We start from the raw sequence: 24,133 nt of genomic DNA, 5'->3' as shown, positions 1-24,133 counted from the left end.
AGTTCTGGCCATGTGCTGTGCGAACCGGAGGCTCTAAAATCCGGCTGATGGATAGTCGTCGGCGTGCTTCCGCCCTCGTCGACGAGGCCTACCGGGCCCTCGGCGAGGCGATCGTCGATGGTCGACTCCAGGCCGGCGACCGTCTGCGCGACGTCGAATTGGCGACCCTCATGGGTATCTCGCGCACCCCCGTTCGCGAAGCGCTCCAGCGTTTGGAACGCATCGGACTCGTCGAGGTCGCGGCCAACCGGTACACACGGGTCGCGGCGCTCACCGACCGCGCCCGTAATGACATGCGCGAATACGCCGCGCACACCATCGCGGCCGTCATGCACGTCGCCCTGCCCCGCTGCACCGACGAAGAACTGCTCGAGACCGCCCGCATCGTCGAAGAAATGCGTTCCGCCGATTCTTCGAACGAATACGTGCACGCGATCATGGCTTTGGCCACACATCTCGTAGCCGTTTCGCGCAATGTGGTCTTCCAGAAGACCTTCGTCCAGATCGACCTCGTTCTCCGCCGCAATCTCGAGGGGTGGACGAGCGTGACCGACAGCACGCGCGCGACGTTGTTCCGCCACCTGCACGACCAGATCGGGCGTCGAGACACGAACGGCGCCACCTGGACGTTCCTCGCCCTGCACGGTTTCGCCTGACCGCACAAGAGCCGTGCCTCACTCCCCCCGCTCCCGTTAGCGTGACGCCATGCCCCATATCGAGCTGCGCGACCTTCGACACGACGACCGGGATGCCGCATTCCAGGCGGTGTCGACGAGCACGTCCGCGTGGCCTCGCGCCACGTTCGGCGATGGCGACGCCTTCGACGCGTGGGTCGCGGACGACACGGTCGACGCGCACGTCATCGTCGAGGACGACGCCGTGGTGGGGGTGGCCGCGGCCGTCGACATCGACGGCGACCGTGAGATCCTGCTCGCCGTCTCCCCCTCCGCCCACGCCGATGCGGCGACCGAGGCGCTGCGCCTGCTCACCTCCCACGAGGCGGAACGCCCCTTGTACGCGTGCGTCTCGGCGGACGACGAGCCCTCCCACGCGGTCCTCGCGCGGATCGGTTTCGTCGAGCACGGGCGGGACGGAGACGACGTGGTCTACGTGCTGCCGCCGACGCTAGAGTGACGCGGTGCCGACGCGTGACGAAGAATCGAACCCCCGGGTGGTGGATGCCGAGGCCTTCACCCGCATCCTGAACCGGCCCCGCGTGATGGTGGCCTTCGTCGTCATCGTGTTCCTCGTCACCGTCGTCCAGGTGCTGTCCGACCCTCTCTCCGCCGTCCTTCAGGGCGACGTCGTCTGGGACTACCGCATCCCGTTCGGTGTGGTGATCGCGCTCGTGATCGTCGGCTGCGCTGCGCAGAGCGCCTTCCTGCTCCTCTCCCCCCGGTTTCCTTTGATCGCCGTCCTGGGGACGGCCGCGTGCTATCTCGCGCTCGTCTCCGGCCTCGAGATCCCCCGGTGGCTCGCCGCCCTCCCGCTCGTGGTCGGCGTGGCCGTCTTCTTCCTGGCGGCGCAGAGGCGCGCTGCGACAGCCGTTCTCTGGACGGTGGTGGTGATCGGCGCAGCGGTCGGCATCCTGTCGATCTGGTCGACGTCCACGGGAGCGCCGGCTGCCGTCGCCTGGAGCTTCGTCCTCAGCTCGGGGCTTGCCTTCGCAGCTCCCGTCGCCGGTGCGGCCGCCCTGGGGATCTGGTGGGCGCGGCGCATGAGCGGCCTGCGGCGAGCGCGCGCGCAGCTGGCCGCCGCAGCGGCCGAGCACGAAGCCGAGCTCGAGCGGGCGAAGACGCGCGAGCGGGCGCGCATCGCCCAAGAATTGCACGATGTCGCGGGGCAGCACCTCGCCGGTCTGCTCTCCCTCGCCGACGCTGCGGTGGACATCGACGTCCTCGGCGCCGATCAGGCCGCCGCGCTGATCGCCGAGATGCGCGCCGAGGGCCGCTTCGCCTCCGCCAGCCTCTACGCGGCCCTGCGCGACCTGCGCGCCGAGAGCGACGCGCGCGCCGAACCGACCCTCGACCTCCGATCCCTCGACGAATTGCTCGACTACTGGTCCTCGCGGGGAATGGATGTGGTCACCCGCGTCCACGCGCCCGTGGACGACCTCCCGGCCATGGTCTCCACGACCGCGTATCGGGTGATCCAAGAGGCCCTGACCAACGCGTGCAAACACGCCCCGGGAGCGCACGTATCGGTCGACGTGCGCGTTTCGCCGACGTCGATCCGCGTGGCCGTGGGCAACGAGGTCGGTCGGGCACCCGCGGCATCCGATCTCCCCACCGGACTCGGATGGGGTCTGACGGGAATGGCCGAGCGCGTGGACCTGCTGCACGGCTCGCTCACGGCCGGCCCGGTCTCGTCCGGGGGATGGGTGGTGGTCATGGAGGCGCCTCTGACCGCGTACGACCCTTCGACCCCGGTGCTCACGACATGACGGCGACAGACGCCGACATCCGCGTCCTGATCGTCGACGACAACCGCACCGTGCGCCGTGGCATCCGGCTCCGGCTCGAGAACGCGACGGGCATCCGCGTCGCAGGCGAAGCGTCGAACGGCCACGACGCCGTAGTCCTGGCCCATGCGGAGCGCGCCGACGTCGTGCTCATGGACCTGCACATGCCCGGCATGAACGGCATCGAGGCGACGCGCCTGATCACCGCAGACGAGCAGGGTGGATGCCGCGTGATCCTGCTCACGAGCGAGGTCTCGGACGCGTTCGTCGTCGACGCCATCGAGGCCGGTGCGAGCGGCTACCTGCTCAAGGGGCACGACAGCGACGAACTGCTGCCCGTGATCCGAGGGGCGGCGGCCGGCACCGCCACGATCTCACCCCGGGTCGCCCCGCGGCTGATCCGCGAGCTGCGCGAGGCGCGCAGCTCTTCTGCGGAGCCGGAGCAAGTGGCCCTGCTGACCGCCGCAGAACGCAGGGTCGTGGGGCTTCTCAGCAGTGGTGTCACCTCGACCGAGGACATCGCCAAGAGACTCAGCGTTTCGGTCAACACCGTCCGCAGCCAGACCGCCTCGGCGTTGCGCAAGCTCGATCTCGACGATCGCACGCAACTCGCCCTCTGGGGAGCGCGCAACGGTCTCCCGCACGTCGGCGTGTCATCCGATCGGATGAAATCGACGGGTGCCGATCCGCGCGCGCATCGCTGACGCGCACTTGCCGCACGGCGATTGCGCCACACTGGTGCCACGGCGTGAGACATCTCCGCCACTGCGTCCGCGCGGGGTCGGAGTATTGGGGGCGGCCCCGCGCGGCGGCAGGCACCATTGACCTCGCGCTCCGGCTGTGTTGGGCTGGGGCGATGACGGGCGAATGGGCGTGGAGCATCCTCATCGTCGTCGGGGCGGCGCTGTGGTTCTGGTCGATCCGGCTGACGCTGCGGGCCTACCCCGGCGAACGGCTGTCGATGTGGGCGACCCCTCGCAAGGCCCCGGGTCGCGCCGTCGCGGCCCGTGCGTTCGGTGCCGGCCTCGCCGTGTTCGGGGTCAGCATGACCTCGGGTGCCATCGACGCCGAACCGTGGATCCCCGCGGTTCTCGCGGGCGCGTTCTTCGGCCTGATCTTCCTCGCGCCGTACGCGATCTCGGTCGCCCTCCACAACTCCCGCGCGGCCTGAGCCGTCACTTCCGCGTCAGCGTCGCGACGATCGGACGGTGGTCGCTGCCCGCGTCGTCGAAACCGGCGAGGACCTCGAAGCCGTCGACACGCCACGCGGTGCCCGCCAGCACGTGATCGATGGGTGCCGCCAGCCCGATCGGCAGTCGCACGGGCCATGTGCCCGCGGCGGCCGAGCCCGCTTCGACGGCGGCATCACGGCATCCACCGATCGTCCCTCCGTCGACGCCGAGACCGGCGAAGTGATCGGCCGTGGAGTTGAGGTCGCCCGCGACGATGACGTCGCTCTCGGTGCACCTGTCCGCGATCCAGTGGAGGCCGAGCTCCCAGCGATCGGTCACACCGGGCAGAGGAGGCATGGGGTGGGCCGCGACGAGCATCGGGCCCGAGCCGTCGACGGAGCGCCACACCCCACTCGGCAGGCCGACCGTGGAACCCGCATCGGTGTCGCGCTCGTACTCACCGAGGGCGCGCGAGATCAGTATCGAAGTGGGGATCTTCTCGCCGTCCGGCGCCGCCGCGATCGTGTCGGAGGTCATCGAGATGCCTTCTCGTTCCAGGATGCCGACCACCTCGGCCGCCGCGACCGCGTCGGTCTCCGGAAGGCTGACGACATCGGCACCGGTGTCCCGCACCATCCGAGCGATGGTCGCAGGGGTCACCGACCCGCCGTAGGTGTTCCATGCCGCCACCGTGAGCTCGCCCGGCTGCAGAGGCCCTCCCCCGCCGCGCGCGGCCAGCACCGCCCCGTTGCCGAGGGACGCCACGGCGAGGGCGATCGCGAGGGCGGCCGCCACCCCCCACCGCCGACGCTGGAGAGCGACCCCCGCGACCAGCAGCGCGGCGACCCCGAACCCCAGGGCCAGCAGCGCACGCAGCGAGATCGCGTTGGCGACGAAGGGCAGTCGATGGATGCCGACCCCTTGCGGCCACACCACGAGAAACGCCGCCACCGATCCCCCCGCGAGGACGAGGAGGAAAAGGAGGCGGCGGGGCTTCGGCATCCTGCCCAGTAAAGCGGACGGACGGCCGAAGACGTGGAAGAGCCCGGGACGCGGTCCAATCGCCCCGGGCTCTTCGGTCGAGCGTCAGCGCGCGGCGCGACGACCGACGATCAGGCCGTAGATGAGCAGGACGATGATCGAGCCACCGATAGCGAGCAGCCACGTCTGCAGGGAGAAGAAGTCCTGCAGCGGGGCGTTGAAGAGGACGCTACCGAGGAACCCGCCCAGCAGAGCGCCGACGACGCCGAGCACCAGCGTGATGAGCCAGCCGCCACCCTGCTTGCCGGGGAGGATCAGCTTGGCGATGGCGCCGGCGATGAGGCCGAGAAGGAGAAATCCGAAGAATCCCATGAGGTGTTCCTTTCGCGAGTGTGAACCGATGCCCGCTCGAGGCGGGACTCTCGTTACGTACAGCCTGCTCTCAGGAACGAGATTCGGGAGGTGGGTTGCGTCGCGCGTGCATTTCTGGTGGGGTCGCGCGCCCGGGGCGGGCGGCCCCCGCATTGCGCACGACCGAGGGGCTCGCCGACCGACGTGCGAGGCTCGGCCTACCGGACGCCCGAGGGGCGCCTTGAGCGACCGGGGCCGACATCCCCGGAGAACGAAGAAGGCCCCGGGATGGACCCGGGGCCTTCTGAGCGTTGTGTGCGCGAGGGGGGACTTGAACCCCCACGCCCGTGAAGGCACTGGCACCTGAAGCCAGCGCGTCTACCTATTCCGCCACTCGCGCGTTGCGCGGCATCCAGGATGCCACGCAACCAACTTCCCGAGAATATCACGGCCACGCCCGGGTCACGAAACGCGGTGCTCGAGACCCACGTCCATGACCTCCCCAGCCGTGCTGACTACGATGTGCCTACTGGTCTGCCTGCCTGAAGGAGTCTCGTGGGGCTACTCGACAGTTTCGAGAAGGGTCTCGAACGCGCCGTCAACGGTGCGTTCGCGAAGACCTTCCGCAGTGGCATCCAGCCGGTGGAGATCGCGTCCGCTCTGCGCAGCGAACTCGACAAGAAGGCCGTGGTCGTCACGCGTGAGCGCATCCTCGCGCCGAACACCTTCGTGGTGCGCCTCTCGCCCGCCGACGACGAGAAGATGAGCGCGCTCGGCTCGACCCTGGTCTCCGAACTCGACACCCTGGTCAAGAAGCACGCCCGCACGCAGGGCTACTCGTTCGCCGGCCCCGTCGCCATCACGATCGAGCGTGACGGATCGCTTTCGACCGGCACGTTGCGCGTCGATTCGCAGACCACCGAGGGCCAGGTCGCCTGGCGCGGCGTGGTCGACATCGACGGCACGCGTCACCCGCTGACCTCCGCCCGCACGGTGATCGGTCGCGGCAGCGACGCCGATATCACGATCCCCGACGCCGGTACGAGCCGGAAGCACGTCGAGATCCTCTGGGATGGCGAGCGCGCGATGGTCCGCGATCTCGGCTCCACCAACGGCACGACCCTCAACGGCCGCAAGGTCTCCGAGGCCGCTCTGCCGCCCGATTCGACGATCTCGATCGGCCGCACCAATATCGTGTTCCGAGTGGTCGCTCAGGCGCAGCCGCCGCGACGCTCTTCGGCATCCGACGCCACGAGCATCTTCGACGTCCGGGAACGGGGACCTTTCTCATGAGTCAGTTGACTCTCCTTCTTCTGCAGGGCGGCTTCCTCGTTCTGCTGTGGTTCTTCGTGTTCGGCGTCGTGTACTCGCTGCGCGCCGACCTCTTCGGCGTCAAGGTGCGCAAGCTCCCCGAGCCGTCGGCATCCCCCGCCCCGGCCGCAGCCGCCCCCACCTCGTCGCCCGACGCGGTCACCACGCAGGTCAAGCGTCCCGCCGCTCCCGCCCCGGCACCGGCCGGAGGGCTCGCGACCACGTCCGCCGTCTCGCGCATCGTCATCACGAGCGGCCCCAAGGCCGGCCTCGAACTGCCGCTCGGCACCGAGCCGCTCACGATCGGCCGCTCGAGCGAGTCGGGACTCGTCATCCGCGACGACTACACCTCCAGCCACCACGCCCGCCTCGTGCTGTGGGGCGACCAGTGGATGCTGCAGGACCTCGATTCCACGAACGGCACCTCGCACGACGGCGTCCGCGTGGCGGCGCCGGTGCAGGTCAAGGTGGGCGCGCCCATCAAGGTCGGCGCCACGACGTTCGAGTTGAGGAAGTAACCCTCCCCCATGGTCTTCCAGGGCTCGAGCGCCGCCATCTCCCACACGGGCAAGGTGCGCTCCAACAACCAGGACTCCGGCTACGCCGGATCCAACCTCTTCGTGGTCGCCGACGGCATGGGCGGTCACGCGGGCGGTGACGTCGCCTCGAGCCTGGCGATCGGCCGCCTCACCGAGCTCGATCAGCCCTTCGGCTCACCCGCCCAGGCCGAGCACGCCATCCGCGACTCCCTCGCCGACACCGCGGCGGAACTCATCGACACCGTCGCGCGCCGCCCCGAGCTGGCCGGTATGGGCACCACGGTGAGCGCTCTCGTCATGGTCGACGACTACGCGGTCATCGGCCACATCGGCGACTCGCGCATCTACCTCTACCGCGACGACACGCTCACGCAGATCACGGCGGACCACACGTTCGTGCAGCGTCTGGTCGACTCGGGGCGCATCACGCCCGAGGAGGCGCGGTACCACCCCCGTCGGTCGGTGCTCATGCGCGTGCTCGGCGACATGGATCCCGACCCCGAGATCGACAGCTTCATCATGCCGACGCAGGACGGCGATCGCTGGTTGCTGTGCTCCGACGGCCTCTCGGGTGTCGTCGACGACGCGCACACCGCCAAGACGCTCGCCCTGGGCCTGCCCCCGGCCCGCACCGCCGACGCTCTGCTCAAGCAAGCACTCGACGGCGGTGCCCCCGACAACGTCACCGTCGTGCTCGTCGACGTCGGTGGGCAGCATCCTGTGTTCATCGGGACCCCGACGATCGTCGGGTCCGCGTCGAACCCCAGCGGAGTGGTCGTTCCCGCCGCTCGTCCCGGCCGCTCCGGGTGGCTCCACCACGCCCGCCAGGTCGCGAACGAGCCCACGCACTTCGAGCCGGCGGCCGAGTTCCTCGAGGAGCTCATCGAAGAAGACCGCCGGCGCGCCCGTCGGCGTCGCTTCGGCTGGCTCGCCGCGTTGATCCTCGTGCTCGCGGGCATCGGCGTGGGCCTGTTCGCCGGATACAACTGGACGCAGACCCTGTACTACGTCGGCGCAGACAGCGACTCGGTCGTCATCTACCGCGGCATCCAGCAGTCCATCGGCCCCATCTCGCTGTCGACGGTCTACGAAGACACGAACATCCCCCTGGACGGGTTGTCAGCCTTCGACCGTCAGACCGTCGAGGCCACCATCTCCGCCCCGTCGCTGGACGATGCGGAGAAGATCGTCGAACGTCTGCGTCCCGCAGCGGAGGGAAGCGGATGACCGACCAGAAGCTCACCCGATCGGGCAACGCCGTGTCCACCGACACGGCCGTCATGCGCGCGCTCAAGAAAATCCGCGTCCCCGCAAAGCAGCGCAATCGCGAGCTCGGTCTGCTCCTATTCGCGATCATCGTCTACGGCGGAGCCGTCGTGCTCGTCCAGCTCGGCGTGAACAACACGGTCGAGACCGGCTACCTCACGATCGCCGCGATCCCGGCCGTGCTCGCCCTCGTCATGCACGTCGTGCTGCGCCTGCGGGCCCGCGACGCCGACCCCTTCGTTCTGCCGATCGCCACGGTCCTCACCGGTCTCGGCATCGCGATGATCTACCGCATCGATCTGGCCGACAAGGCGAGCGGGTGGGATGCCACGGGCAACCGCCAGATCGCCTGGGCGGCCATCGCGATGGTCGCGGCCCTGGCCGTGCTGATCTTCGTGCGCAACTACCGGGTGCTCTTCCGCTACACCTATCTCTTCGGCCTCGTCGGCATCCTGCTCCTGCTCCTGCCCTTCGTTCCGGGTCTCGGTACCGACCAGAACGCCGACGTGTGGGTGTCGCTCGGATTCGTGTCGTTCCAGCCGGGCGAGCTGGCCAAGATCTGCCTGGCGGTGTTCTTCGCCGGATATCTCGTGCGCACACGCGAGAGCCTCACCTCGACCGGCACGCGCTTCCTGTTCATGACCTGGCCGCGCGCCCGCGAACTCGGCCCGGTGCTGATCATCTGGCTCGTCTCGCTCGGCATCATCGTGCTGCAGCGCGACCTCGGCACCGGTCTACTCATCTTCGGGATGTTCGTCGCGATGCTCTACGTGGCGACGGGCAAGACGAGCTGGGTGCTGATCGGTCTGGTCCTGGTCGCGGTCGGCGCGTTCCTGGCATCCCGAGTACTCCCCTACGTGAACGGGCGATTCGCCAACTGGCTCAGCGCCTTCGATCCGGAGGTCATCAACCGCGACGGCGGCAGCTACCAGCTCGTGCAGGGCATCTTCGGCCTCGCGCACGGCGGGCTGTTCGGCACCGGGCTCGGCCAGGGGCGGCCGTACATCACGCCGCTCTCGCAGAGCGACTACATCGTGCCGAGCCTCGGCGAAGAGCTGGGTCTGGTCGGCCTGTTCGCGATCCTCGCGCTGTACATGGTCTTCACCAGCCGCGGCATCCGCATCGGTCTGGCCGGTCAGGACGACTTCGGCAAGCTGCTCGCCACGGGCTTCTCGTTCACCATCGCTCTGCAGGTGTTCATCATGGTCGGCGGCGTCACCCGGGTGATCCCGCTGACCGGCCTCACCACCCCGTTCCTCGCGGCCGGCGGTTCCTCGCTGATCGCGAACTGGATCATCGTGGCATTCCTCCTGCGCATCTCCGACGCGGTGCGCAGCCGCCCCCGGGTGGTGATCGGCTGATGACCCGCCCGCTCGCCCCCGTCGACGCCCCGATCATGGAGGAGGCACCGTGACCAAAGAACTCCGACGCCTCAGCATCGTGATGCTGGCGATGTTCCTGGCCCTCTTCGCCTCGACGAGCATCATCCAGGTCGCACAGGCCAACTCGCTGACCAACACCACCGGCAACACCCGCGCGCTGTACGACTCGTATCAGATCCAGCGTGGATCGATCATCGCCGGCGGCACCGCGATCGCGTCCTCCGTCCCCTCGGACGACGTCTACAGCTGGCAGCGTCAGTACACGGATGCCGCGATGTGGGCGCCCGTGACCGGCTACATCAACCCCGTCCTCGATGCCAAAACCCAGATCGAGTCCGCGGAGAACAGCGTGCTCAGCGGGTCGGACTCGAACCAGTTCTTCTCGCGCATCGACCGGGCCATCACCGGTCAGGCACCGCGCGGTTCGAACGTCGAGCTCTCTCTCGATCCGAACGTGCAGAAAGCCGCCTGGGACGCCATGGGTGACCTGCAGGGCGCCGTCGTCGCGATCGAGCCGTCGACCGGCCGCATCCTCGCGATGGTCTCGACGCCCAGCTACGACACGAACACGCTCGCCTCGCACGACACCGATGCCGTCAACGCGGCGTACGACCAGCTCGTGGCCGACTCGTCGAAGCCGATGGACAACCGCGCCATCGCGGGCAACCTCAACCCCCCGGGCTCGACGTTCAAGCTCGTCGTGGCCTCGGCTGCTCTGGCATCCGGTCGCTACACGCCCGACTCCGCGTTCCCGAACCTCGCCGCGTACACCCTGCCCCAGTCGACGAACGTCGTCAGCAACGCCGGCGGCGGCACCTGCGGCGGGGGCGACACCGTCACGATCGCCACCGCGCTGCGCCTGAGCTGCAACATCCCGATGGCCGAACTCGCCGTCGAGCTCGGCGATGACGCCATCCGCGCCGAGGCGGAGAAGTACGGCTTCAACAAGTCGTTCAGCCTGCCGCTCGAGTCCACCCCGTCGACCTACCCCGCCTCGCCGAACGCCCCGCAGACCGCGCTCAGCGGCTTCGGCCAGGGCGACGTCCGCGCCACGCCCCTGCAGATGGCGATGGTCTCGGCCGGCATCGCGAACGGCGGCGTCGTGATGAATCCGCGCATGGTCGACCGCGTCATCGAACCGAACCTCTCGGTCAAGGACGAGGCGAGCAGCAGCGAGTTCGGGCGGGCTCTCGAGCCCTCGATCGCGTCCCAGATGGTCACCATGATGACGGCGAACGTCCAGGACGGCGCAGCATCGAATGCAAGAATAGACGGGGTCGCAGTGGCGGGTAAGACCGGCACGGCGGAGAACGATTCCCGTCCCTACACTCTCTGGTTCACCGGCTTCGCACCGGCGGAAGACCCCCAGGTCGCCGTCGCCGTGGTCGTCGAAAACGGTGGAGGCCAGGGGCAGAACGGGAGCGGCAACGAGATCGCCGCCCCGATAGCGAAGAAGGTCATGGAGGCGGTGCTGGGTAAATGAGACCGACGCAAGGTGTGACCTTCGGAGGACGCTACGAGCTCGATTCGCGGATCGCGATCGGCGGCATGGGCGAGGTCTGGGAGGCGACGGATCACGTCATCGGACGGACCGTCGCGATCAAGATCCTCAAAGACGAGTACATGGGCGACCCGGGCTTCCTCGAGCGCTTCCGCGCCGAGGCCCGCCACGCCGCTCTCGTCAACCACGAAGGCATCGCGAGCGTGTTCGACTACGGCGAGGAAGACGGCAGCGCCTTCCTCGTGATGGAACTCGTCCCGGGCGAAGCCCTGTCGACGATCCTCGAACGCGACGGGTCGCTGTCGACCGACAAGACCCTCGACATCGTCGCTCAGACCGCGGCCGCCCTCCAGGCCGCGCACGCAGCGGGTCTCGTCCACCGCGACATCAAGCCGGGCAACCTGCTGATCACGCCCGACGGTCGCGTGAAGATCACCGACTTCGGCATCGCCCGCATCGCCGATCAGGTGCCGCTCACCGCGACCGGCCAGGTCATGGGCACGGTGCAGTACCTCTCGCCCGAGCAGGCTTCGGGCCACCCGGCGTCGCCCGCCACCGACACGTACTCGCTCGGCATCGTCGCCTACGAGAGCCTCGCCGGCAAGCGTCCCTTCACGGGCGAGTCGCAGGTCGCGATCGCCATGGCGCAGATCAACGAGCAGCCCGCACCGCTCCCGCCCACGGTGGCGCAGCCGGTCCAGAACCTCGTGATGGCCATGATCGCCAAGAAGCCCGACGATCGTCCCGCTTCCTCTGCCGCCGTCTCGCGCGCCGCCACGGCGTTGCGTCGCGGCGACCTCGCCACTGCTGCCGCCGCCGTTCCGGCGATCGCGGGCGGCGCGGCCCTCGACGACGCGACGCAGCTGCTCACGGCTGGCGGACAGACCTCGGCCACCACGCGCCTCATGCCCACGCCCGCGGCCGCGACCTCGCTCCTCGCCGAGGAGCACACCGAAGAAGACCCCGCGCCGCAGAAGAAGAAGCGCAGCCCGTGGACGTGGCCGTTGATCGCGCTCATCGCGCTGCTCGCGCTGGTTCTGATCGGCACGCTCGTCACGCTGCTGTCGAACCAGAGCGAACCGGATGCCGTTCCGACGAGCCCCTCGGCCTCGGCCTCGACCCCGGCACCTCGACCGTCGTCACCGTCGCCTGCCCCGTCGCCCTCGAATACTCTCGTCGACGTCGACGCGCTGAACCTCATCGGCAAGACCTGCGATGAGGCCCGGGAGCTTCTGCGTGACGCGAACCTCGGCGCCACCTGCGCCACCGGCAACGCTGCAGCGAGCGCCGACCAGGTCGGAAAGATCTACGTGGTCGACCCCACCGGCCGCAACCCGCAGGGCACCAACATCGAGGTCACGGTCTACGGTGACGAGACGCCGCTCTCCACCCCCGGCACCCCGACCCTGCCCGGAACCTCGGTGACGGCCGGGAGCGACATCCAGGTCTCGTGGCAGCAGTACTCGTGCCCCTCGGGGACCGGTTCTGTCACGTCGTACAACTTCACCGCGACCAACGGCACCTTCGACACCAACGGTCAGTCGACCGCGTCGTTCGCGCCGGACGCGCGCAACGCCAAGCTGACGGTCAGCAATGCCCCCGGTCAGACCCTGCGCGTGACGTACACCGTCAGCTGCTCGGGTGCCGGCGACCGGACGGCCGGTCCGTCGGGTGAGGCCTCGGCGACGATCTCGGGCGGCAGCACCCCGTCGTCGTCCCCGACCTCGGCCGCGGTTCCCACCGTCAAGCCCTGATCCCCCCCATCCCCCCACGCCAGGAGCTCCACCCGTGACCACTGAGACGCGCGTCCTTTCCGGGCGCTACCGCGTCGACGACCTCGTCGGTCGCGGCGGCATGGCCAGCGTCTATCGCGGGTACGACCAGACGCTCGGCCGCACGGTCGCGATCAAGGTCCTCAAGGCCGATCTGGCCGGAGATGCGGCGTTCCGCACGCGCTTCCGCCTCGAGGCGCAGGCGGCCTCGCGCATGGCGCACCCGACGATCGTCCGGGTGTTCGACGCGGGCGAAGACGTCGAGACGAGCGCGGATGGCCAGGAGCGCCCCGTGCCGTACATCGTCATGGAACTGGTGCACGGCCGCCTGCTGAAGGACGTCATCGCCGCCGGCCCGGTGCCCACCGACGACGCGCTGCGGTACGTCGACGGCATCCTGGAAGCTCTCGAGTACTCGCACCGTGCCGGAGTCGTCCACCGCGACATCAAGCCCGGCAACGTCATGATCACCGACTCCGGTCGCGTGAAGGTCATGGACTTCGGCATCGCCCGCGCGGTGTCCGACTCGTCGTCGACGGTCGCCGAGACCACCGCGATCGTCGGGACGGCGGCGTACTTCTCGCCCGAGCAGGCCAAAGGCGAGTCGGTCGACGCACGCGCCGACCTGTACTCCACCGGCGTCGTGCTCTACGAACTCCTCACCGGCCGCACGCCGTTCCGCGGCGAGACTCCGGTGGCCGTGGCCTACCAGCACGTCAGCGAGGCGCCCGTACCGCCCAGTGAGATCGTCGAGACGGTGCCCCGGGCTCTGGATGCCATCGTGTTGCGCGCCCTGGCGAAGGACCCGTTCCAGCGCCCGCAGGACGCTGCGAGCTTCCGCGAGGCACTCGACGAGACGGTCGACGGCAAGGGACCCACGAAGCGCCAGATGTCGGCGCTGTCCAACGAACTATATGGGCCGAACCCGCGCCAGGCGGCTGAAACGGCTCGCTCGCTGCGCCAGCTCAGCACCGACACGACGATGCGCCGCACTCAGCCCGGGCCCCCGGTGGCCTGGATCTGGGCGGGCGTCACCGTCCTCGCCGTCCTGCTGGTGGCCGTTCTCATCTGGGTCATGCAGATCCAGCCGAGCAACGACGTCCCCACGAGCGCCTACACCGTTCCCAACGTCGTCGACATGTCGTACGAGCGCGCCGTCGAGACCCTCGAAGGACAACAGCTCACGACGAGCCGCGTGAACGAGTCCGACGAGAAGGTGGCCGCCGGAAACGTCGTCAGTACGGTCCCCGAGGCGGGAACGAACGTCACCTCCGGTCAGAGGGTCACGATCTACGTCTCCACCGGCCCCGACACCGCGACCGTGCCGACGCTCGACGGGATCACCGAGAGCGAAGCGCGCACCTCGCTGCAGAACGCCGGCCTCTCGGTCGGGTCCATCCGACGTCAGGACGACCCCGCGCTGGCGGCGGGAACGATCATCTCGTCGAGCGTCCAGTCGGGTGCCGAGGTCGCCAAGGGCACCACGGTCAACCTCGTGGTCGCGAGTGGTCAGGTCGTCATCGTCGACTACACCGGCTACACGCTCGAGGCGGCCCAGCGCGAGCTGGAGTCCGACGCGAAGCAGTTGACCGTCAAGACGCAGCAGGACCCCGGATGCAAGGCCGCGACGCCCCCGACGGTCAAGACGCAGTCTCTGGCCCCGGGCGAAGTCCCCGTGCACAGCGAGATCACGCTGACGGTGTGCTCGGGCTCCTGACCCCGCGTGGGTGAAGTCGCGCGCCACGGGCGGCGGCCCCGGCCAGCCCGGTGTTCTCGAGCCAACGACCGAGCAGAACGTGACCTCCCTCGGTGAGCACGCTCTCGGGGTGGAACTGCACACCCTCGATCGGCGCCAGCCGATGGCGTATCCCCATCACCACGCCGCCATCCGTCCGCGCCGTGATCTCGAGCTCGGCCGGGAGCGACTGCGGTTCGACCGCGAGAGAGTGGTACCTCGTGGCGACGAAGTCCTCGGGCAGGTCGGCGAAGACCCCCTCGCCCCGGTGTCGAATGACGCTGGTGATCCCGTGCAGCAGCTCCGGCGCGTGCCCCACCCGCGCGCCGAAAGCCGTCGCGATGGCCTGGTGACCGAGACAGACCCCGAGCAGAGGGATGCCGGCATCGAAGGCCGCGCGCACGACGGCGACGGAGTGGCCGGCATCGTCGGGGTGCCCGGGACCCGGGGAGACGAGGATCGCATTCGCGTCGCGCACGACCCGCCGGGGCAGCGCGGGCTCGTGCGCGTCGATCACGACGGTCTCGGCACCGAGGTCGCGGACGTAACCCGCGAGCGTGTGGACGAAGCTGTCGCGATTGTCGACGACGGCGACGCGCCAGGGCCTCACTCGACCGTGACCTCCTGGGGATAGACGAGGTCGCTCACCCAGGGGAAGACGTAGAAGAACAGTCCGTAGAGGACGGCCGCGAGAAGCACCAGCACGATCAACAGACGCACCCACCAGGGACCGGGGAGGACGCGCCACAGGGCTCCGTACATCAGGCTGCTCCAGAGGTCAGGGACGTCGGCGGACCCGCGTCGGTGCGCGGGGTGAAGGATTCGAAGACGCCGTACCCGATCGCCCGCTCCGAGAATCCGTAGCGCGGACTGCAGGTGGTCATGGTGATGACGCGGTCCGTCGCCTCGATCTGAGGCTGCTGCGGCGTGGGCAACAAGACGTTCACACCGTCGGGGCGCACGTACTCGATGTTGCGGAACCGGTAGGTGAACCAGCCGGCCTCGGTCTCGACGACGATGGCGTCGCCGATCCGCAGCGAGGGCAGATCGGCGAAGGGGGCTCCATGGCTGCCGCGGTGGCCGGCGATGGCGAAGTTGCCCACCTGACCGGGCATGGCGGTGTCGGGGTAGTGCCCCAGCCCGATCGGGTCGAGCGTGCGCGACGAGCTGACGCCACCGGCCACGGTGAAGTGGTAGTCGGGCCCGAGGCGCGGGATGTAGACGACGCCGAATCGTTGTGCGTCTCCCGGCTGGTCGAGGGCGGGCGGGTCCGCCGTCGGCGGCGCCGCGGGCTGCGCCGGAGAGGTCGTGGTGGTCGAGGGAGCAGGGGGCGGCGGGTCGGCGTTCCATTGCTCGCTGAGCTCTTTGCCCTGGTCCTTGAACTGCGCGCCGATGATGGCGTCGCCGATCCAGAGCTGCCACACGACGAAGAGGAGCACCAGGACGCCGGCGGTGACCAGCAGGTCGCCGATCACTCCGATGACGGACACCCGTCGACGCGGCGCGCGCCCGCGCCGTGATCCCCGACGGGTCTGCGGCTGGTCGACGGTCTGCACGAGGGCAGTCTAGTTCCGCGGGATCACGCGTACCTGACCGTTAGACTGTCCGGCATGGCTCGAACTGGCAAAGGCGAAGACCCGATCGCTGAGCGCAACGAAGGTGGATCGGCTCCGAACCCGGTGTGGTTCCTGCCCATCATGATCGGCCTCATGCTCATCGGCCTCGTGTGGGTACTGGTGTTCTACCTCAGCAACTCGCAGTTCCCGATTCCGGGCATCGGTCCGTGGAACCTGGTCATCGGTTTCGGCATCGCGTTCGTCGGGTTCCTCATGACCACGAAGTGGCGCTGAGTTACAGACGTGTAATTCATCCCCACCTGTGGATGAGCCTGTGGATAACTCTCACACGTAGAACAGCGCCGGGATGGCCAGCAGGGCGATCACCAACACGGTGAAGCCGATCAGCAGCCCGATCTGAAGGCGCTTCTGCGTCGCCGCTCGAGTACGCGAATAGATCAGACCGACGCCCGCTCCGGTGACGAGGCCGCCGAGGTGGGCCTGCCACGAGATCCCGACCGACGCCAGAGAGCCGACGAAGTCGCCGGATCCGATCGCGCCGATCGCCGCCACGACGAACGGCCAGGCGAAGTTGATGGCGATGAGCACGGCGATGACGCGAATGTCCGCCCCGATGTGACGGCCGATCACCAGCAGGGCACCGAATAGCGCGAAGATCGCGCCCGAGGCACCCACCGTCCAGACACCGGGGGCGAGCAGGGCGACGGCAACGGATCCACCCAGGGCGCCGATCAGGTAGAGCGTGAGGAATCGCGCGCGCCCGAGGAGGGGCTCGAGACTGCGACCGATGAACCACAGGGCCAGCATGTTCAGGCCCACGTGGAAGAAGCCGCTGTGGACGAGGGCCACCGTGAGCAGCCGCCACGGCTCCAGCACGCCCAGCTGCGGCACCACGTAGAGGCTGTTGAACGCGAGCAGGTTCCGGACGAAGCCCCCCGCACCGGGGATGAGACCGATGATATAGACGAGCCCGGTGACGGCGATGATGCCGAGGGTCATCTGCGGCCGGCCGGACGACACCACCGACATGGGGCGCGATGCCCAGCGCCGCTGCGCCTTCTTCTGGGCAGGGGTCTGCGAGGCGCGCTGTTGCGCCATGCACTCGGGGCAGATGACGCCGACGGCGGCGGGTGTGCGGCACTCCGAACACACGGTGCGCATGCACCGTTGACACAGCACGAAGCTCTGCCGGTCGGGATGCCTGTAACAGAAGTTGTCGCTGTTGCGACGGAACTCGTCGGTCGTGGACACCCGCCGCCGCCTAGGAGGTCAGACCGAGACGACGTCGACCGACTGGAGCACGACGGGCTCGATCGGACGGTCGCCCGCGGCGGTGGGAACGGAGGCGATCTTGTCGACGACGGCCTTCGAGGCGTCGTCGGCGACCTCGCCGAAGATCGTGTGCTTGCCCTGGAGCCACGGGGTGGGGTCGGTCGTGATGAAGAACTGCGAACCGTTGGTGCCCTCGGGCTGGCCGGTGATGGCGTTGCGGCGAAGACCCGCGTTGGCCATGGCGAGCTTGTAGGGCTGGGTGAAATCGAGCTCGGGGCTGATCTCGTCGTTGAAGTTGTATCCGGGTCCGCCGATGCCCTGTCCGAGCGGGTCGCCGCCCTGGATCATGAAGTTGGGGATGATGCGGTGGAAGATGACGTCCTTGTAGAGAGGACCCTCGCCCTTGGCGCCCGTCGCCGGGTTCGTCCACTCCTGAGTTCCGTCGGAGAGCCCGACGAAGTTGCGGACGGTACGCGGAGCGTGGTCGCCGAACAGGTTGACGACGATGTCGCCGTGGTTGGTGTGCAGGGTCGCGACGGCGGTGTGGTTGGCCATGGGTACATTCTCTCAGAGTTATCTGCAAGGGTCGGCGGTGCCGGCGACCCCTTCTGGCAAGATGAACGAACGTACATCCCATCGACAGGGAGGATGAGCCGTGGGCCTCAGCCGCAAGAGCAAGAAGGAACTGCGCAAGCTCCAGAAGCACGCCGCCAAGGTGTGGGAGTCGCAGCAGGTGCTGCTGGGCGAGAGCGGGAAGGTCGCTCGTGAAGCCGGCCACCAGCTCGGTCGCTTCAGCCGCGAAGACCTCGTCCCCGCCGTGCAGGACGGGTACAACAAGTACGCCGCTCCGTACGTCGACAAGAGCGTCAAGTACAGCAACCGCTTCCTCAGCAACAAGGTCGTCCCGGCGGCCGGTGCCGTGGTCGGCGGCGCGATGTCGGTCTGGGACGCCGCGGGCGACACCCGCGACCGCCTCGCGAAGGGCCGTGGTTTCGAGCTCGACACGCACAAGTACGCCAAGCGCGCCGAGAAGTACGGCAAGCAGGCCTCGAAGCGTCTGTCCAAGAAGCTCCCGTCGCAGCGCGACGGTATCGGTGCCGGTGGCGTCATCGCCATCGTCCTGGGCGTCGTCGCCGCTGCGGGCGTCGCCTACGCCGCGTGGCAGACGCTGCGCGCCGACGACGAGCTGTGGGTGGCGGACGACCCGCTGCGCGCACCGGACGCGTGAGCGATCCCACCATCAGAGTCAGAGAGGCCGCGCGTGAGCGCGGCCTCTCTGTCGATGTGCGCGAGCGTCCCGCGGCGTCGAGCCTCGACGAGGCGGCCGAGCTGCTCGGCATCCCTTCTGCATCCATCGTGAAGACGCTGGTCGTCAAACGCTCGGACGACACCTATCTCTTCGCCCTCGTGCCCGGCGACCGCGCCATCTCGTGGCCGAAGCTCCGCGCGGTGGTCGGGGTGAACAAGCTGCGGCTTCCCGAGCCCGAGCTCGCCCTCGCCGCCACCGGCTACGAACGGGGCACCATCGTCCCCATCGGCAGCACGACGGACTGGCCCGTCTTCGCCGACGAGCGCATCGTCGGTACGCGGATCGCCATGGGCGCCGGGGCACACGGCTACAGCCTGTTCGTCGAGGCCGACGATCTCATCGCCGCCTACGGCGCGACCGTCGCCGACATCACCGCGGAACGCGCCTGACGTTCACGAGCCGAGCAGGCCTGCCATGCGCAGGGCGACGTCGACCAGTTGAACGCGACGGAGCTTCCGGGTCGCCCCTAGGGTGAACCACTCGGCCCGATCGGTGGATCCGTCCGTCTCGAATCGCAGCCGGCCGCCGGCGATCCGGGCACGGTAGACGATCCGCAGCGCATGCAGCGGACCGGTCGCGCCGTCCGCGAGCCGGGCCTCCGCGGGGATGACCCGGGAGTGGATGCCGAGCAGTTCCTCGACCACCACCCGGAATCCCGTCTCTTCGCGCACTTCGCGGCGTACCGCGTGCGCGGGGTCTTCGCCCTCCTCGAGGCCCCCGCCGGGAAGGGTCCACGCCCCTCGCCGACCGTCGATCCAGTGGGCGAGCAGCACACGGTCGTCGGCGTCGGTGACGACGGCGTACGCCGCCACGCGCATGTCCATGACCAGACTCTAGCGAGGCTCTTCACCCGCGTGTCGGAGTTGACGGGAAGCGCCCGGTACCCGTCACGATGGTGCCATGCGCACTGAGCTCTCCCCGACGACGCCCGACATCTCGCGTCGCGATCTCACGCTGGATCTCGCTCGCGTCACCGCCGTGTGCTTCGTGGTCATCGTGCACCTGCTGCAGGTGGGGGTCGGCTGGGGCCCGGACGGCTCCCTCGTCACGTCTCGGCCCGCAGAGATGCAGTCGTGGTTCGACGCCGCGACCTGGTTCGGTCAGATCATGCCGCTCTTCTTCGTCGTCGGTGGCTTCGCGTCCGCCGCGGGATGGTCGACGTGGACGAGCCGCGGCGGCGACGCGCGCGGATTCATCCGCTCTCGAACGCTCCGGCTCGCGCAGCCGGCTCTGCCCCTGTTCGTCTTCGTCGCGATCGTCCTGGCCGCCGCGGCCGCCATCGGCGTCGATCCGTCCCTGGTCGATGCCGCCGTCGTCGGAGTCGGGATGCCGCTGTGGTTCCTGGCCGCCTACCTGTTGTGCCAGGCCGTGGTCCCTCTCGCCGCGCACGGGCACGAGCGGGCTCCTCGGGGCACTCTCGTGGTCCTTCTCGTCGCGGTCATCGCGGTCGACGCGCTGCGATTCCTCTCCGGAGTGGAGGAGTTGGGGTACCTCAACCTCCTGTTCGTCTGGCCGCTCATCCAGCAACTGGGGTTCTGGTACCGCGACGGATGGTTCGACCGTCGGTCGCCCGTGTCCCTCATCGCCCTCGCCCTCGCCTGTTACCTCGTGGTCGGCGCCGTGGTGGCCTGGGGACCGTACTCGACCAACATGCTCGCCAACCTCAACCCGCCCACTCTTCCGCTCGTGCTGTTAGGTCTCGCCCAGGCGTGTCTCCTGCGTCTGGCCAAGCCCGCGCTCACCGCGCTCATGCGCACCCGGGTCGCGCAGGGGGTCGTCTTCGTGATCGGTTCCCGGCTCATGACGGTGTACCTGTGGCACCTTCCCGTCATCCTCGTGATCTCGGGCATCGCGCTGCTCGTCCCCGGCGCCGCCCCTGCTCCCGCGAGTCCGGAGTGGTGGGCGTCGCGCCCGCTCGTCATCCTCGCGACGGCAGTGGTGCTGTGGCTGCTCTCGCTGATGCTCGTCCGATTCGAGGCTTTGGGCACACTGCCCGCGGCACCGTCAGGGGCCATCTTGGCGATCGCATGGATCTGTGCGTTCCTGCCGCCCTTCGGCGTCACGCTGCAGGGGATGAATGCGGCCCTCGCGATCGGCGGAGCGGTCCTGTACACGGCATCCGTCGTCCTGCTGCGGAGAGGGCGACGCGACTCCGCGTGATCACGTCGGCAAACACGAAGAGCCGGTCCTGTCGGACCGGCTCTTCGTTGTCGAATGTGGAGCCTAGGAGATTCGAACTCCTGACATCCTGCTTGCAAAGCAGGCGCTCTACCAGCTGAGCTAAGGCCCCGCGAGGGAAGGGGTGGGGCTACCAGGACTTGAACCTGGGACCTCTTCATTATCAGTGAAGCGCTCTAACCGCCTGAGCTATAGCCCCGTCTCGCTGACGTGATGTCAACCTCGAAGACTTTACCGGACTTGCGAGGTTTTGACGAATCGACGTCAGTTCGAGGTGAACCCGACGAGAAGGCCACCGGTGACCTTGACCGCCAGGTTGTAGATGCCCGCCATCACGGCGCCGAGCACCGTCACGATGACGAGATTGAGGATGGCGATGATGGCGGCGAATGCCATGACCTGGGGCAGACCCACGTACTGCGAGAGGGTGGCGCCACCGTCGGTGAAGCTGGTGAAGAACTCGTCGAGTTTCGTCAGCAGCGTCGCCGACACCACGAGGTAGATCAAGAAGTACGACACGACCGTCACGATGGCCAGGGCGACCGCCGCCAGGAACGACAGCTTCACCGCCGACCAGAAGTCGATGTACACCAGGCGCAGACGGACCTGCTTGGCGGGGGTCTTGTGAGTCGACTTCTTGGCGAGCTTGTCGGCTACCGTGCTCATGCGTCAGTACTTTCCTCGGGGGTCTCGGAAGAGGAGGCGTCGGCCTCGTCCGCGGGAGAAGCGGCGGGCTCGGTGGTCGTCTCCGTCGTCTCGGTCAGGTTCCGCTCTGCGTTTCGGGCGATGGCGATGATCTTGTCATCACCTCCGGCTCGTGCGAACACGACACCCATGGTGTCGCGTCCCTTGGCGGGTACCTCGGCCACGGCAGAGCGTACCACCTTGCCGCTGGCAAGAACCACGAGGACCTCGTCGCCCTCCGACACCATCATTCCGCCCGCGAGAACGCCGCGGTCGTCGGTCAGACGGGCCACCTTGATGCCAAGACCACCGCGATTCTGCATGCGGTACTCGGTGACCGCGGTGCGCTTTGCATAGCCGCCCTCGGTCACGACGAAGACGAACTCGTCGTCTTTCGCGACGGATGCCGAGAGCAGGCTGTCGCCCTCGCGGAAGTCCATGCCCTTCACGCCCGAGGTCGACCGACCCATCGGGCGCAGCGCACTGTCGGTGGCGGAGAAGCGCAACGACTGTCCGAGGCGGCTGATGAGGAGGATGTCGTCACCCTCGTCGACCAGCATCGCGCTGACCAGCTCGTCGGCGCTGCCCTGCTCGGCCTCGTCGCCCTCCTCGGCGACCTGGCCGCGGAGCTTGATGGCGATCACCCCACCCTGGCGGTTGGTGTCGTACTCGTCGAGACGGGTCTTCTTCACGAGACCGTTTCGGGTCGCGAGCACGAGGTAGGTCGCGACGCTGTAGTCGCGGATGTCGAGGATCTGCGCGATCTCTTCGTCGGGCTGCAGGGCGAGCAGGTTCGCGACGTGCTGACCCTTGGCATCCCGACCGGCCTCGGGGACCTCGTACGCCTTGGAGCGGTACACCCGGCCCTTGTTCGTGAAGAACAGCAGCCAGTGGTGTGTCGTGGTGACGAAGAAGTGCTCGACCACATCGTCGGCGCGCAGCTGCGCACCCTTCACGCCCTTGCCACCGCGGTGCTGCGAACGGTAGTTGTCGCTGCGCGTGCGCTTGATGTACCCGTCACGGGTGACCGTGACGACCATCTCTTCTTCGGCGATGAGGTCTTCGATCGACACGTCGCCGTCGAATCCGTGGAGGATCTCGGTGCGACGGTCGTCGCCGAAACGATCGGTGATGGCCGTGAGCTCGTCGCGGATGATGGTGCGCTGACGTGCGGGGGTGGCGAGGATGTCGTTGTAGTCCGCGATGCGGGCCTCGAGCTCGGTGGCCTCGTCGACGATCTTCTGGCGCTCGAGGGCCGCGAGTCGTCGCAGCTGCATGTCGAGGATCGCCTGCGCCTGGACGTCGTCGATGTCGAGGAGCTTCTGCAGTCCCACGTTGGCATCCTGAGCCGTGGGCGATCGACGGATGAGCGCGATGACCTCGTCGAGCGCGTCGAGCGCCTTCAGGTAACCCCGCAGGATGTGCATGCGCTCTTCGGCCTTACGAAGCCGGTACTGCGTGCGACGCACGATGACCTCGACCTGGTGGTCGATCCACAGGCTGATGAAGCCGTCGAGCGAGAGCGTGCGAGGCACACCATCGACGATCGCGAGCATGTTCGCGCCGAAGTTCTCCTGCAGCTGCGTGTGCTTGTACAGGTTGTTCAGCACGACCTTCGCGACGGCGTCGCGCTTGAGCACCACGACCAGGCGCTGGCCGGTGCGACCCGAGCTCTCGTCGCGGATGTCGGCGACACCGGTGATCTTGCCCTCGCGGGCGAGGTCGCCGATCTTGACCGCGACGTTGTCGGGGTTCACCTGATAGGGCAGCTCGGTGATCACGAGGCACGTGCGGCCCTGGATCTCTTCGATGTTGACGACGGCCCGCATCGTGATCGACCCGCGACCGGTGCGGTACGCGTCCTTGATGCCGCGGGTACCGAGGATCTGCGCGCGCGTCGGGAAGTCGGGGCCGGGGATACGCTCCATGAGCGCTTCGAGCAGTTCCTCGCGCGTGGCATCCGGATTCTCGAGGGCCCAGAGGGCACCGGCCGAGACCTCGCGCAGGTTGTGCGGGGGGATGTTCGTGGCCATGCCGACGGCGATGCCGACCGAGCCGTTGACGAGCAGGTTCGGGAAGCGCGCGGGCAGGACCGTCGGCTCCTGCGTCTGACCGTCGTAGTTGTCCTGGAAGTCGACGGTCTCTTCTTCGATGTCGCGCACCATCTCGAGCGCGAGGGGAGCCATCTTGGTCTCGGTGTACCGGGGGGCTGCGGCGCCCTGGTTGCCGGGCGAACCGAAGTTCCCCTGTCCGAGAGCGAGCGGGTAGCGCAGCGACCAGGGCTGGACGAGGCGTACGAGGGCGTCGTAGATGGGAGCGTCACCGTGCGGGTGGTAGTGACCCATCACCTCACCCACGACACGGGCGCACTTCGAGAACGACTTGTCGGGGCGGAAGCCGCCGTCGTACATGCCGTAGATCACGCGCCGGTGCACGGGCTTGAGGCCGTCGCGCACGTCGGGCAGAGCACGCCCGACGATGACGCTCATCGCGTAGTCGAGGTAGCTCCGCTGCATCTCGAGCTGGAGGTCGACCTGGTCGATCTTCCCGTGGTCGTGCGCCGGCTCGCCGCGGACGTCGTCGGGTTCGGGCGTGATGTCGTCAGCCATGTCTTCTCAGTTCCGTGATGAATGCGTCGTGCG

The 24,133-nt window shown here is 68.4% G+C and carries 26 protein-coding genes and 3 tRNA genes; 16 read left to right on the top strand and 13 right to left on the bottom strand.

Translation table 11 applies throughout. The features are described from left to right. The first annotated feature begins 47 nt into the window (after positions 1-47). From J2X55_RS02635 to J2X55_RS02615, 5 genes are all read left to right on the top strand, one after another. On the top strand, positions 48-656 hold the full coding sequence (locus tag J2X55_RS02635) for a GntR family transcriptional regulator (protein WP_210111657.1): 609 nt from the start codon (positions 48-50) through the stop codon (positions 654-656). A gap of 49 nt (positions 657-705) precedes the next feature. Then, complete coding sequence (locus J2X55_RS02630) at positions 706-1,134, top strand: GNAT family N-acetyltransferase (RefSeq protein ID WP_115916394.1); 429 nt, start codon at positions 706-708, stop codon at positions 1,132-1,134. A gap of 4 nt (positions 1,135-1,138) precedes the next feature. Continuing rightward, positions 1,139-2,443: a histidine kinase gene (locus J2X55_RS02625; RefSeq protein ID WP_147302367.1), complete on the top strand. Its 1,305-nt coding sequence runs from the start codon at positions 1,139-1,141 to the stop codon at positions 2,441-2,443. Beyond that, positions 2,440-3,165, top strand: coding sequence for a response regulator transcription factor (locus J2X55_RS02620; protein ID WP_115916398.1), 726 nt, complete (start codon positions 2,440-2,442; stop codon positions 3,163-3,165). Before J2X55_RS02625 ends, J2X55_RS02620 begins: the two co-directional genes overlap by 4 nt. A 152-nt stretch (positions 3,166-3,317) precedes the next feature. After that, a complete protein-coding gene (locus J2X55_RS02615; protein ID WP_309821727.1) occupies positions 3,318-3,632 on the top strand; it encodes a hypothetical protein in 315 nt (104 codons plus the stop codon). A 4-nt stretch (positions 3,633-3,636) separates the two neighbouring features. On the opposite strand, the gene J2X55_RS02610 is transcribed toward J2X55_RS02615, so the two are convergent. The 3 genes from J2X55_RS02610 to J2X55_RS02600 form a co-directional block, all read right to left on the bottom strand. Continuing rightward, on the bottom strand, positions 3,637-4,635 hold the full coding sequence (locus J2X55_RS02610; protein WP_309821726.1) for an endonuclease/exonuclease/phosphatase family protein: 999 nt from the start codon (positions 4,633-4,635) through the stop codon (positions 3,637-3,639). Between the two features lie 84 nt (positions 4,636-4,719). Continuing rightward, positions 4,720-4,986, bottom strand: coding sequence for a GlsB/YeaQ/YmgE family stress response membrane protein (locus J2X55_RS02605; protein WP_056225127.1), 267 nt, complete (start codon positions 4,984-4,986; stop codon positions 4,720-4,722). A 295-nt stretch (positions 4,987-5,281) separates the two neighbouring features. Then, positions 5,282-5,365, bottom strand: a tRNA-Leu gene (locus tag J2X55_RS02600). Positions 5,366-5,520: 155 nt separating this feature from the next. Between J2X55_RS02600 and J2X55_RS02595 the strand changes: the two genes are divergently transcribed. Genes J2X55_RS02595 through pknB form a run of 7 tightly spaced genes read left to right on the top strand, consistent with a single transcriptional unit; the run spans position 5,521 to position 14,453 of the window. Beyond that, complete coding sequence (locus J2X55_RS02595; RefSeq protein ID WP_210111652.1) at positions 5,521-6,258, top strand: DUF3662 and FHA domain-containing protein; 738 nt, start codon at positions 5,521-5,523, stop codon at positions 6,256-6,258. Next, positions 6,255-6,794 carry an FHA domain-containing protein gene (locus J2X55_RS02590; RefSeq protein WP_115916403.1) on the top strand — a complete coding sequence of 180 codons (540 nt, stop codon included), beginning with the start codon at positions 6,255-6,257 and terminating at the stop codon, positions 6,792-6,794. Before J2X55_RS02595 ends, J2X55_RS02590 begins: the two co-directional genes overlap by 4 nt. A 9-nt stretch (positions 6,795-6,803) precedes the next feature. Next, entirely contained in the window at positions 6,804-8,042 is a 1,239-nt protein-coding gene (locus J2X55_RS02585) for a protein phosphatase 2C domain-containing protein (protein WP_309821725.1), read from the top strand. Next, entirely contained in the window at positions 8,039-9,442 is a 1,404-nt protein-coding gene (locus J2X55_RS02580) for an FtsW/RodA/SpoVE family cell cycle protein (RefSeq protein ID WP_309821724.1), read from the top strand. The genes J2X55_RS02585 and J2X55_RS02580 overlap by 4 nt, the downstream gene beginning before the upstream one ends. A 49-nt stretch (positions 9,443-9,491) precedes the next feature. Continuing rightward, on the top strand, positions 9,492-10,946 hold the full coding sequence (locus J2X55_RS02575; protein ID WP_309821723.1) for a penicillin-binding protein 2: 1,455 nt from the start codon (positions 9,492-9,494) through the stop codon (positions 10,944-10,946). Further along, entirely contained in the window at positions 10,943-12,718 is a 1,776-nt protein-coding gene (locus tag J2X55_RS02570; RefSeq protein ID WP_309821722.1) for a serine/threonine-protein kinase, read from the top strand. The genes J2X55_RS02575 and J2X55_RS02570 overlap by 4 nt, the downstream gene beginning before the upstream one ends. A gap of 34 nt (positions 12,719-12,752) precedes the next feature. Beyond that, a complete protein-coding gene (pknB, locus tag J2X55_RS02565; protein ID WP_309821721.1) occupies positions 12,753-14,453 on the top strand; it encodes a Stk1 family PASTA domain-containing Ser/Thr kinase in 1,701 nt (566 codons plus the stop codon). On the opposite strand, the gene J2X55_RS02560 is transcribed toward pknB, so the two are convergent. Genes J2X55_RS02560 through J2X55_RS02550 form a run of 3 tightly spaced genes read right to left on the bottom strand, consistent with a single transcriptional unit; the run spans position 14,425 to position 16,027 of the window. After that, a complete protein-coding gene (locus J2X55_RS02560; protein WP_309821720.1) occupies positions 14,425-15,081 on the bottom strand; it encodes a glutamine amidotransferase-related protein in 657 nt (218 codons plus the stop codon). The two genes, pknB and J2X55_RS02560, sit on opposite strands and share 29 nt — an antisense overlap. Then, positions 15,078-15,233: a hypothetical protein gene (locus tag J2X55_RS02555; protein ID WP_164481586.1), complete on the bottom strand. Its 156-nt coding sequence runs from the start codon at positions 15,231-15,233 to the stop codon at positions 15,078-15,080. The genes J2X55_RS02560 and J2X55_RS02555 overlap by 4 nt, the downstream gene beginning before the upstream one ends. Further along, a complete protein-coding gene (locus J2X55_RS02550; RefSeq protein WP_309821719.1) occupies positions 15,233-16,027 on the bottom strand; it encodes a class E sortase in 795 nt (264 codons plus the stop codon). The genes J2X55_RS02555 and J2X55_RS02550 overlap by 1 nt, the downstream gene beginning before the upstream one ends. A gap of 54 nt (positions 16,028-16,081) precedes the next feature. Here J2X55_RS02550 and J2X55_RS02545 point away from each other — a divergent pair, with 54 nt between their 5' ends. Then, entirely contained in the window at positions 16,082-16,321 is a 240-nt protein-coding gene (locus tag J2X55_RS02545) for a cell division protein CrgA (protein ID WP_094735171.1), read from the top strand. 51 nt (positions 16,322-16,372) lie between these two features. On the opposite strand, the gene J2X55_RS02540 is transcribed toward J2X55_RS02545, so the two are convergent. Together J2X55_RS02540 and J2X55_RS02535 are read right to left on the bottom strand one after the other, a co-directional pair. Beyond that, positions 16,373-17,299, bottom strand: coding sequence for a rhomboid family intramembrane serine protease (locus J2X55_RS02540; RefSeq protein ID WP_309821718.1), 927 nt, complete (start codon positions 17,297-17,299; stop codon positions 16,373-16,375). Positions 17,300-17,317: 18 nt separating this feature from the next. After that, entirely contained in the window at positions 17,318-17,875 is a 558-nt protein-coding gene (locus tag J2X55_RS02535) for a peptidylprolyl isomerase (protein ID WP_115916417.1), read from the bottom strand. 100 nt (positions 17,876-17,975) lie between these two features. Here J2X55_RS02535 and J2X55_RS02530 point away from each other — a divergent pair, with 100 nt between their 5' ends. Both J2X55_RS02530 and J2X55_RS02525 read left to right on the top strand, forming a co-directional pair. Continuing rightward, entirely contained in the window at positions 17,976-18,548 is a 573-nt protein-coding gene (locus tag J2X55_RS02530) for a DNA helicase (protein ID WP_115916419.1), read from the top strand. Continuing rightward, positions 18,545-19,018: an aminoacyl-tRNA deacylase gene (locus J2X55_RS02525; protein WP_115917464.1), complete on the top strand. Its 474-nt coding sequence runs from the start codon at positions 18,545-18,547 to the stop codon at positions 19,016-19,018. Before J2X55_RS02530 ends, J2X55_RS02525 begins: the two co-directional genes overlap by 4 nt. Before the next feature lie 3 nt (positions 19,019-19,021). Here the strand turns inward: J2X55_RS02525 and J2X55_RS02520 are convergent, their stop codons facing one another. Then, entirely contained in the window at positions 19,022-19,453 is a 432-nt protein-coding gene (locus tag J2X55_RS02520; RefSeq protein WP_115916421.1) for an NUDIX hydrolase, read from the bottom strand. A gap of 76 nt (positions 19,454-19,529) precedes the next feature. Here J2X55_RS02520 and J2X55_RS02515 point away from each other — a divergent pair, with 76 nt between their 5' ends. Next, positions 19,530-20,789: an acyltransferase gene (locus J2X55_RS02515; RefSeq protein WP_309821717.1), complete on the top strand. Its 1,260-nt coding sequence runs from the start codon at positions 19,530-19,532 to the stop codon at positions 20,787-20,789. Positions 20,790-20,846: 57 nt separating this feature from the next. On the opposite strand, the gene J2X55_RS02510 is transcribed toward J2X55_RS02515, so the two are convergent. The 4 genes from J2X55_RS02510 to gyrA form a co-directional block, all read right to left on the bottom strand. After that, positions 20,847-20,919, bottom strand: a tRNA-Ala gene (locus tag J2X55_RS02510). Positions 20,920-20,932: 13 nt separating this feature from the next. After that, positions 20,933-21,006, bottom strand: a tRNA-Ile gene (locus J2X55_RS02505). A 65-nt stretch (positions 21,007-21,071) separates the two neighbouring features. Next, positions 21,072-21,473 carry a DUF3566 domain-containing protein gene (locus J2X55_RS02500; protein WP_103207439.1) on the bottom strand — a complete coding sequence of 134 codons (402 nt, stop codon included), beginning with the start codon at positions 21,471-21,473 and terminating at the stop codon, positions 21,072-21,074. Next, positions 21,470-24,100, bottom strand: coding sequence for a DNA gyrase subunit A (gyrA, locus tag J2X55_RS02495; protein ID WP_309821716.1), 2,631 nt, complete (start codon positions 24,098-24,100; stop codon positions 21,470-21,472). The genes J2X55_RS02500 and gyrA overlap by 4 nt, the downstream gene beginning before the upstream one ends. Positions 24,101-24,133 lie beyond the last annotated feature (33 nt).

Source organism: Microbacterium sp. 1154 (genome assembly GCF_031455375.1).
Classification (GTDB): domain Bacteria; phylum Actinomycetota; class Actinomycetes; order Actinomycetales; family Microbacteriaceae; genus Microbacterium.
This window is presented reverse-complemented; position numbering and strand designations above follow the sequence as displayed.

Excerpts from the sequence above, each read along its gene's own strand:
- J2X55_RS02520 (WP_115916421.1), bottom strand. The coding sequence starts at position 19,453 with ATGGACATGCGCGTGGCGGCGTACGCCGTCGTCACCGACGCCGACGAC.
- gyrA (WP_309821716.1), bottom strand. The coding sequence starts at position 24,100 with ATGGCTGACGACATCACGCCCGAACCCGACGACGTCCGCGGCGAGCCG.
- J2X55_RS02630 (WP_115916394.1), top strand. The coding sequence starts at position 706 with ATGCCCCATATCGAGCTGCGCGACCTTCGACACGACGACCGGGATGCC.
- J2X55_RS02605 (WP_056225127.1), bottom strand. The coding sequence starts at position 4,986 with ATGGGATTCTTCGGATTTCTCCTTCTCGGCCTCATCGCCGGCGCCATC.
- J2X55_RS02500 (WP_103207439.1), bottom strand. The coding sequence starts at position 21,473 with ATGAGCACGGTAGCCGACAAGCTCGCCAAGAAGTCGACTCACAAGACC.
- J2X55_RS02620 (WP_115916398.1), top strand. The coding sequence starts at position 2,440 with ATGACGGCGACAGACGCCGACATCCGCGTCCTGATCGTCGACGACAAC.
- J2X55_RS02610 (WP_309821726.1), bottom strand. The coding sequence starts at position 4,635 with ATGCCGAAGCCCCGCCGCCTCCTTTTCCTCCTCGTCCTCGCGGGGGGA.
- J2X55_RS02585 (WP_309821725.1), top strand. The coding sequence starts at position 6,804 with ATGGTCTTCCAGGGCTCGAGCGCCGCCATCTCCCACACGGGCAAGGTG.
- J2X55_RS02535 (WP_115916417.1), bottom strand. The coding sequence starts at position 17,875 with ATGGCCAACCACACCGCCGTCGCGACCCTGCACACCAACCACGGCGAC.
- J2X55_RS02555 (WP_164481586.1), bottom strand. The coding sequence starts at position 15,233 with ATGTACGGAGCCCTGTGGCGCGTCCTCCCCGGTCCCTGGTGGGTGCGT.
- J2X55_RS02545 (WP_094735171.1), top strand. The coding sequence starts at position 16,082 with ATGGCTCGAACTGGCAAAGGCGAAGACCCGATCGCTGAGCGCAACGAA.
- J2X55_RS02635 (WP_210111657.1), top strand. The coding sequence starts at position 48 with ATGGATAGTCGTCGGCGTGCTTCCGCCCTCGTCGACGAGGCCTACCGG.
- J2X55_RS02590 (WP_115916403.1), top strand. The coding sequence starts at position 6,255 with ATGAGTCAGTTGACTCTCCTTCTTCTGCAGGGCGGCTTCCTCGTTCTG.
- J2X55_RS02515 (WP_309821717.1), top strand. The coding sequence starts at position 19,530 with ATGCGCACTGAGCTCTCCCCGACGACGCCCGACATCTCGCGTCGCGAT.
- J2X55_RS02570 (WP_309821722.1), top strand. The coding sequence starts at position 10,943 with ATGAGACCGACGCAAGGTGTGACCTTCGGAGGACGCTACGAGCTCGAT.
- J2X55_RS02580 (WP_309821724.1), top strand. The coding sequence starts at position 8,039 with ATGACCGACCAGAAGCTCACCCGATCGGGCAACGCCGTGTCCACCGAC.
- J2X55_RS02615 (WP_309821727.1), top strand. The coding sequence starts at position 3,318 with ATGACGGGCGAATGGGCGTGGAGCATCCTCATCGTCGTCGGGGCGGCG.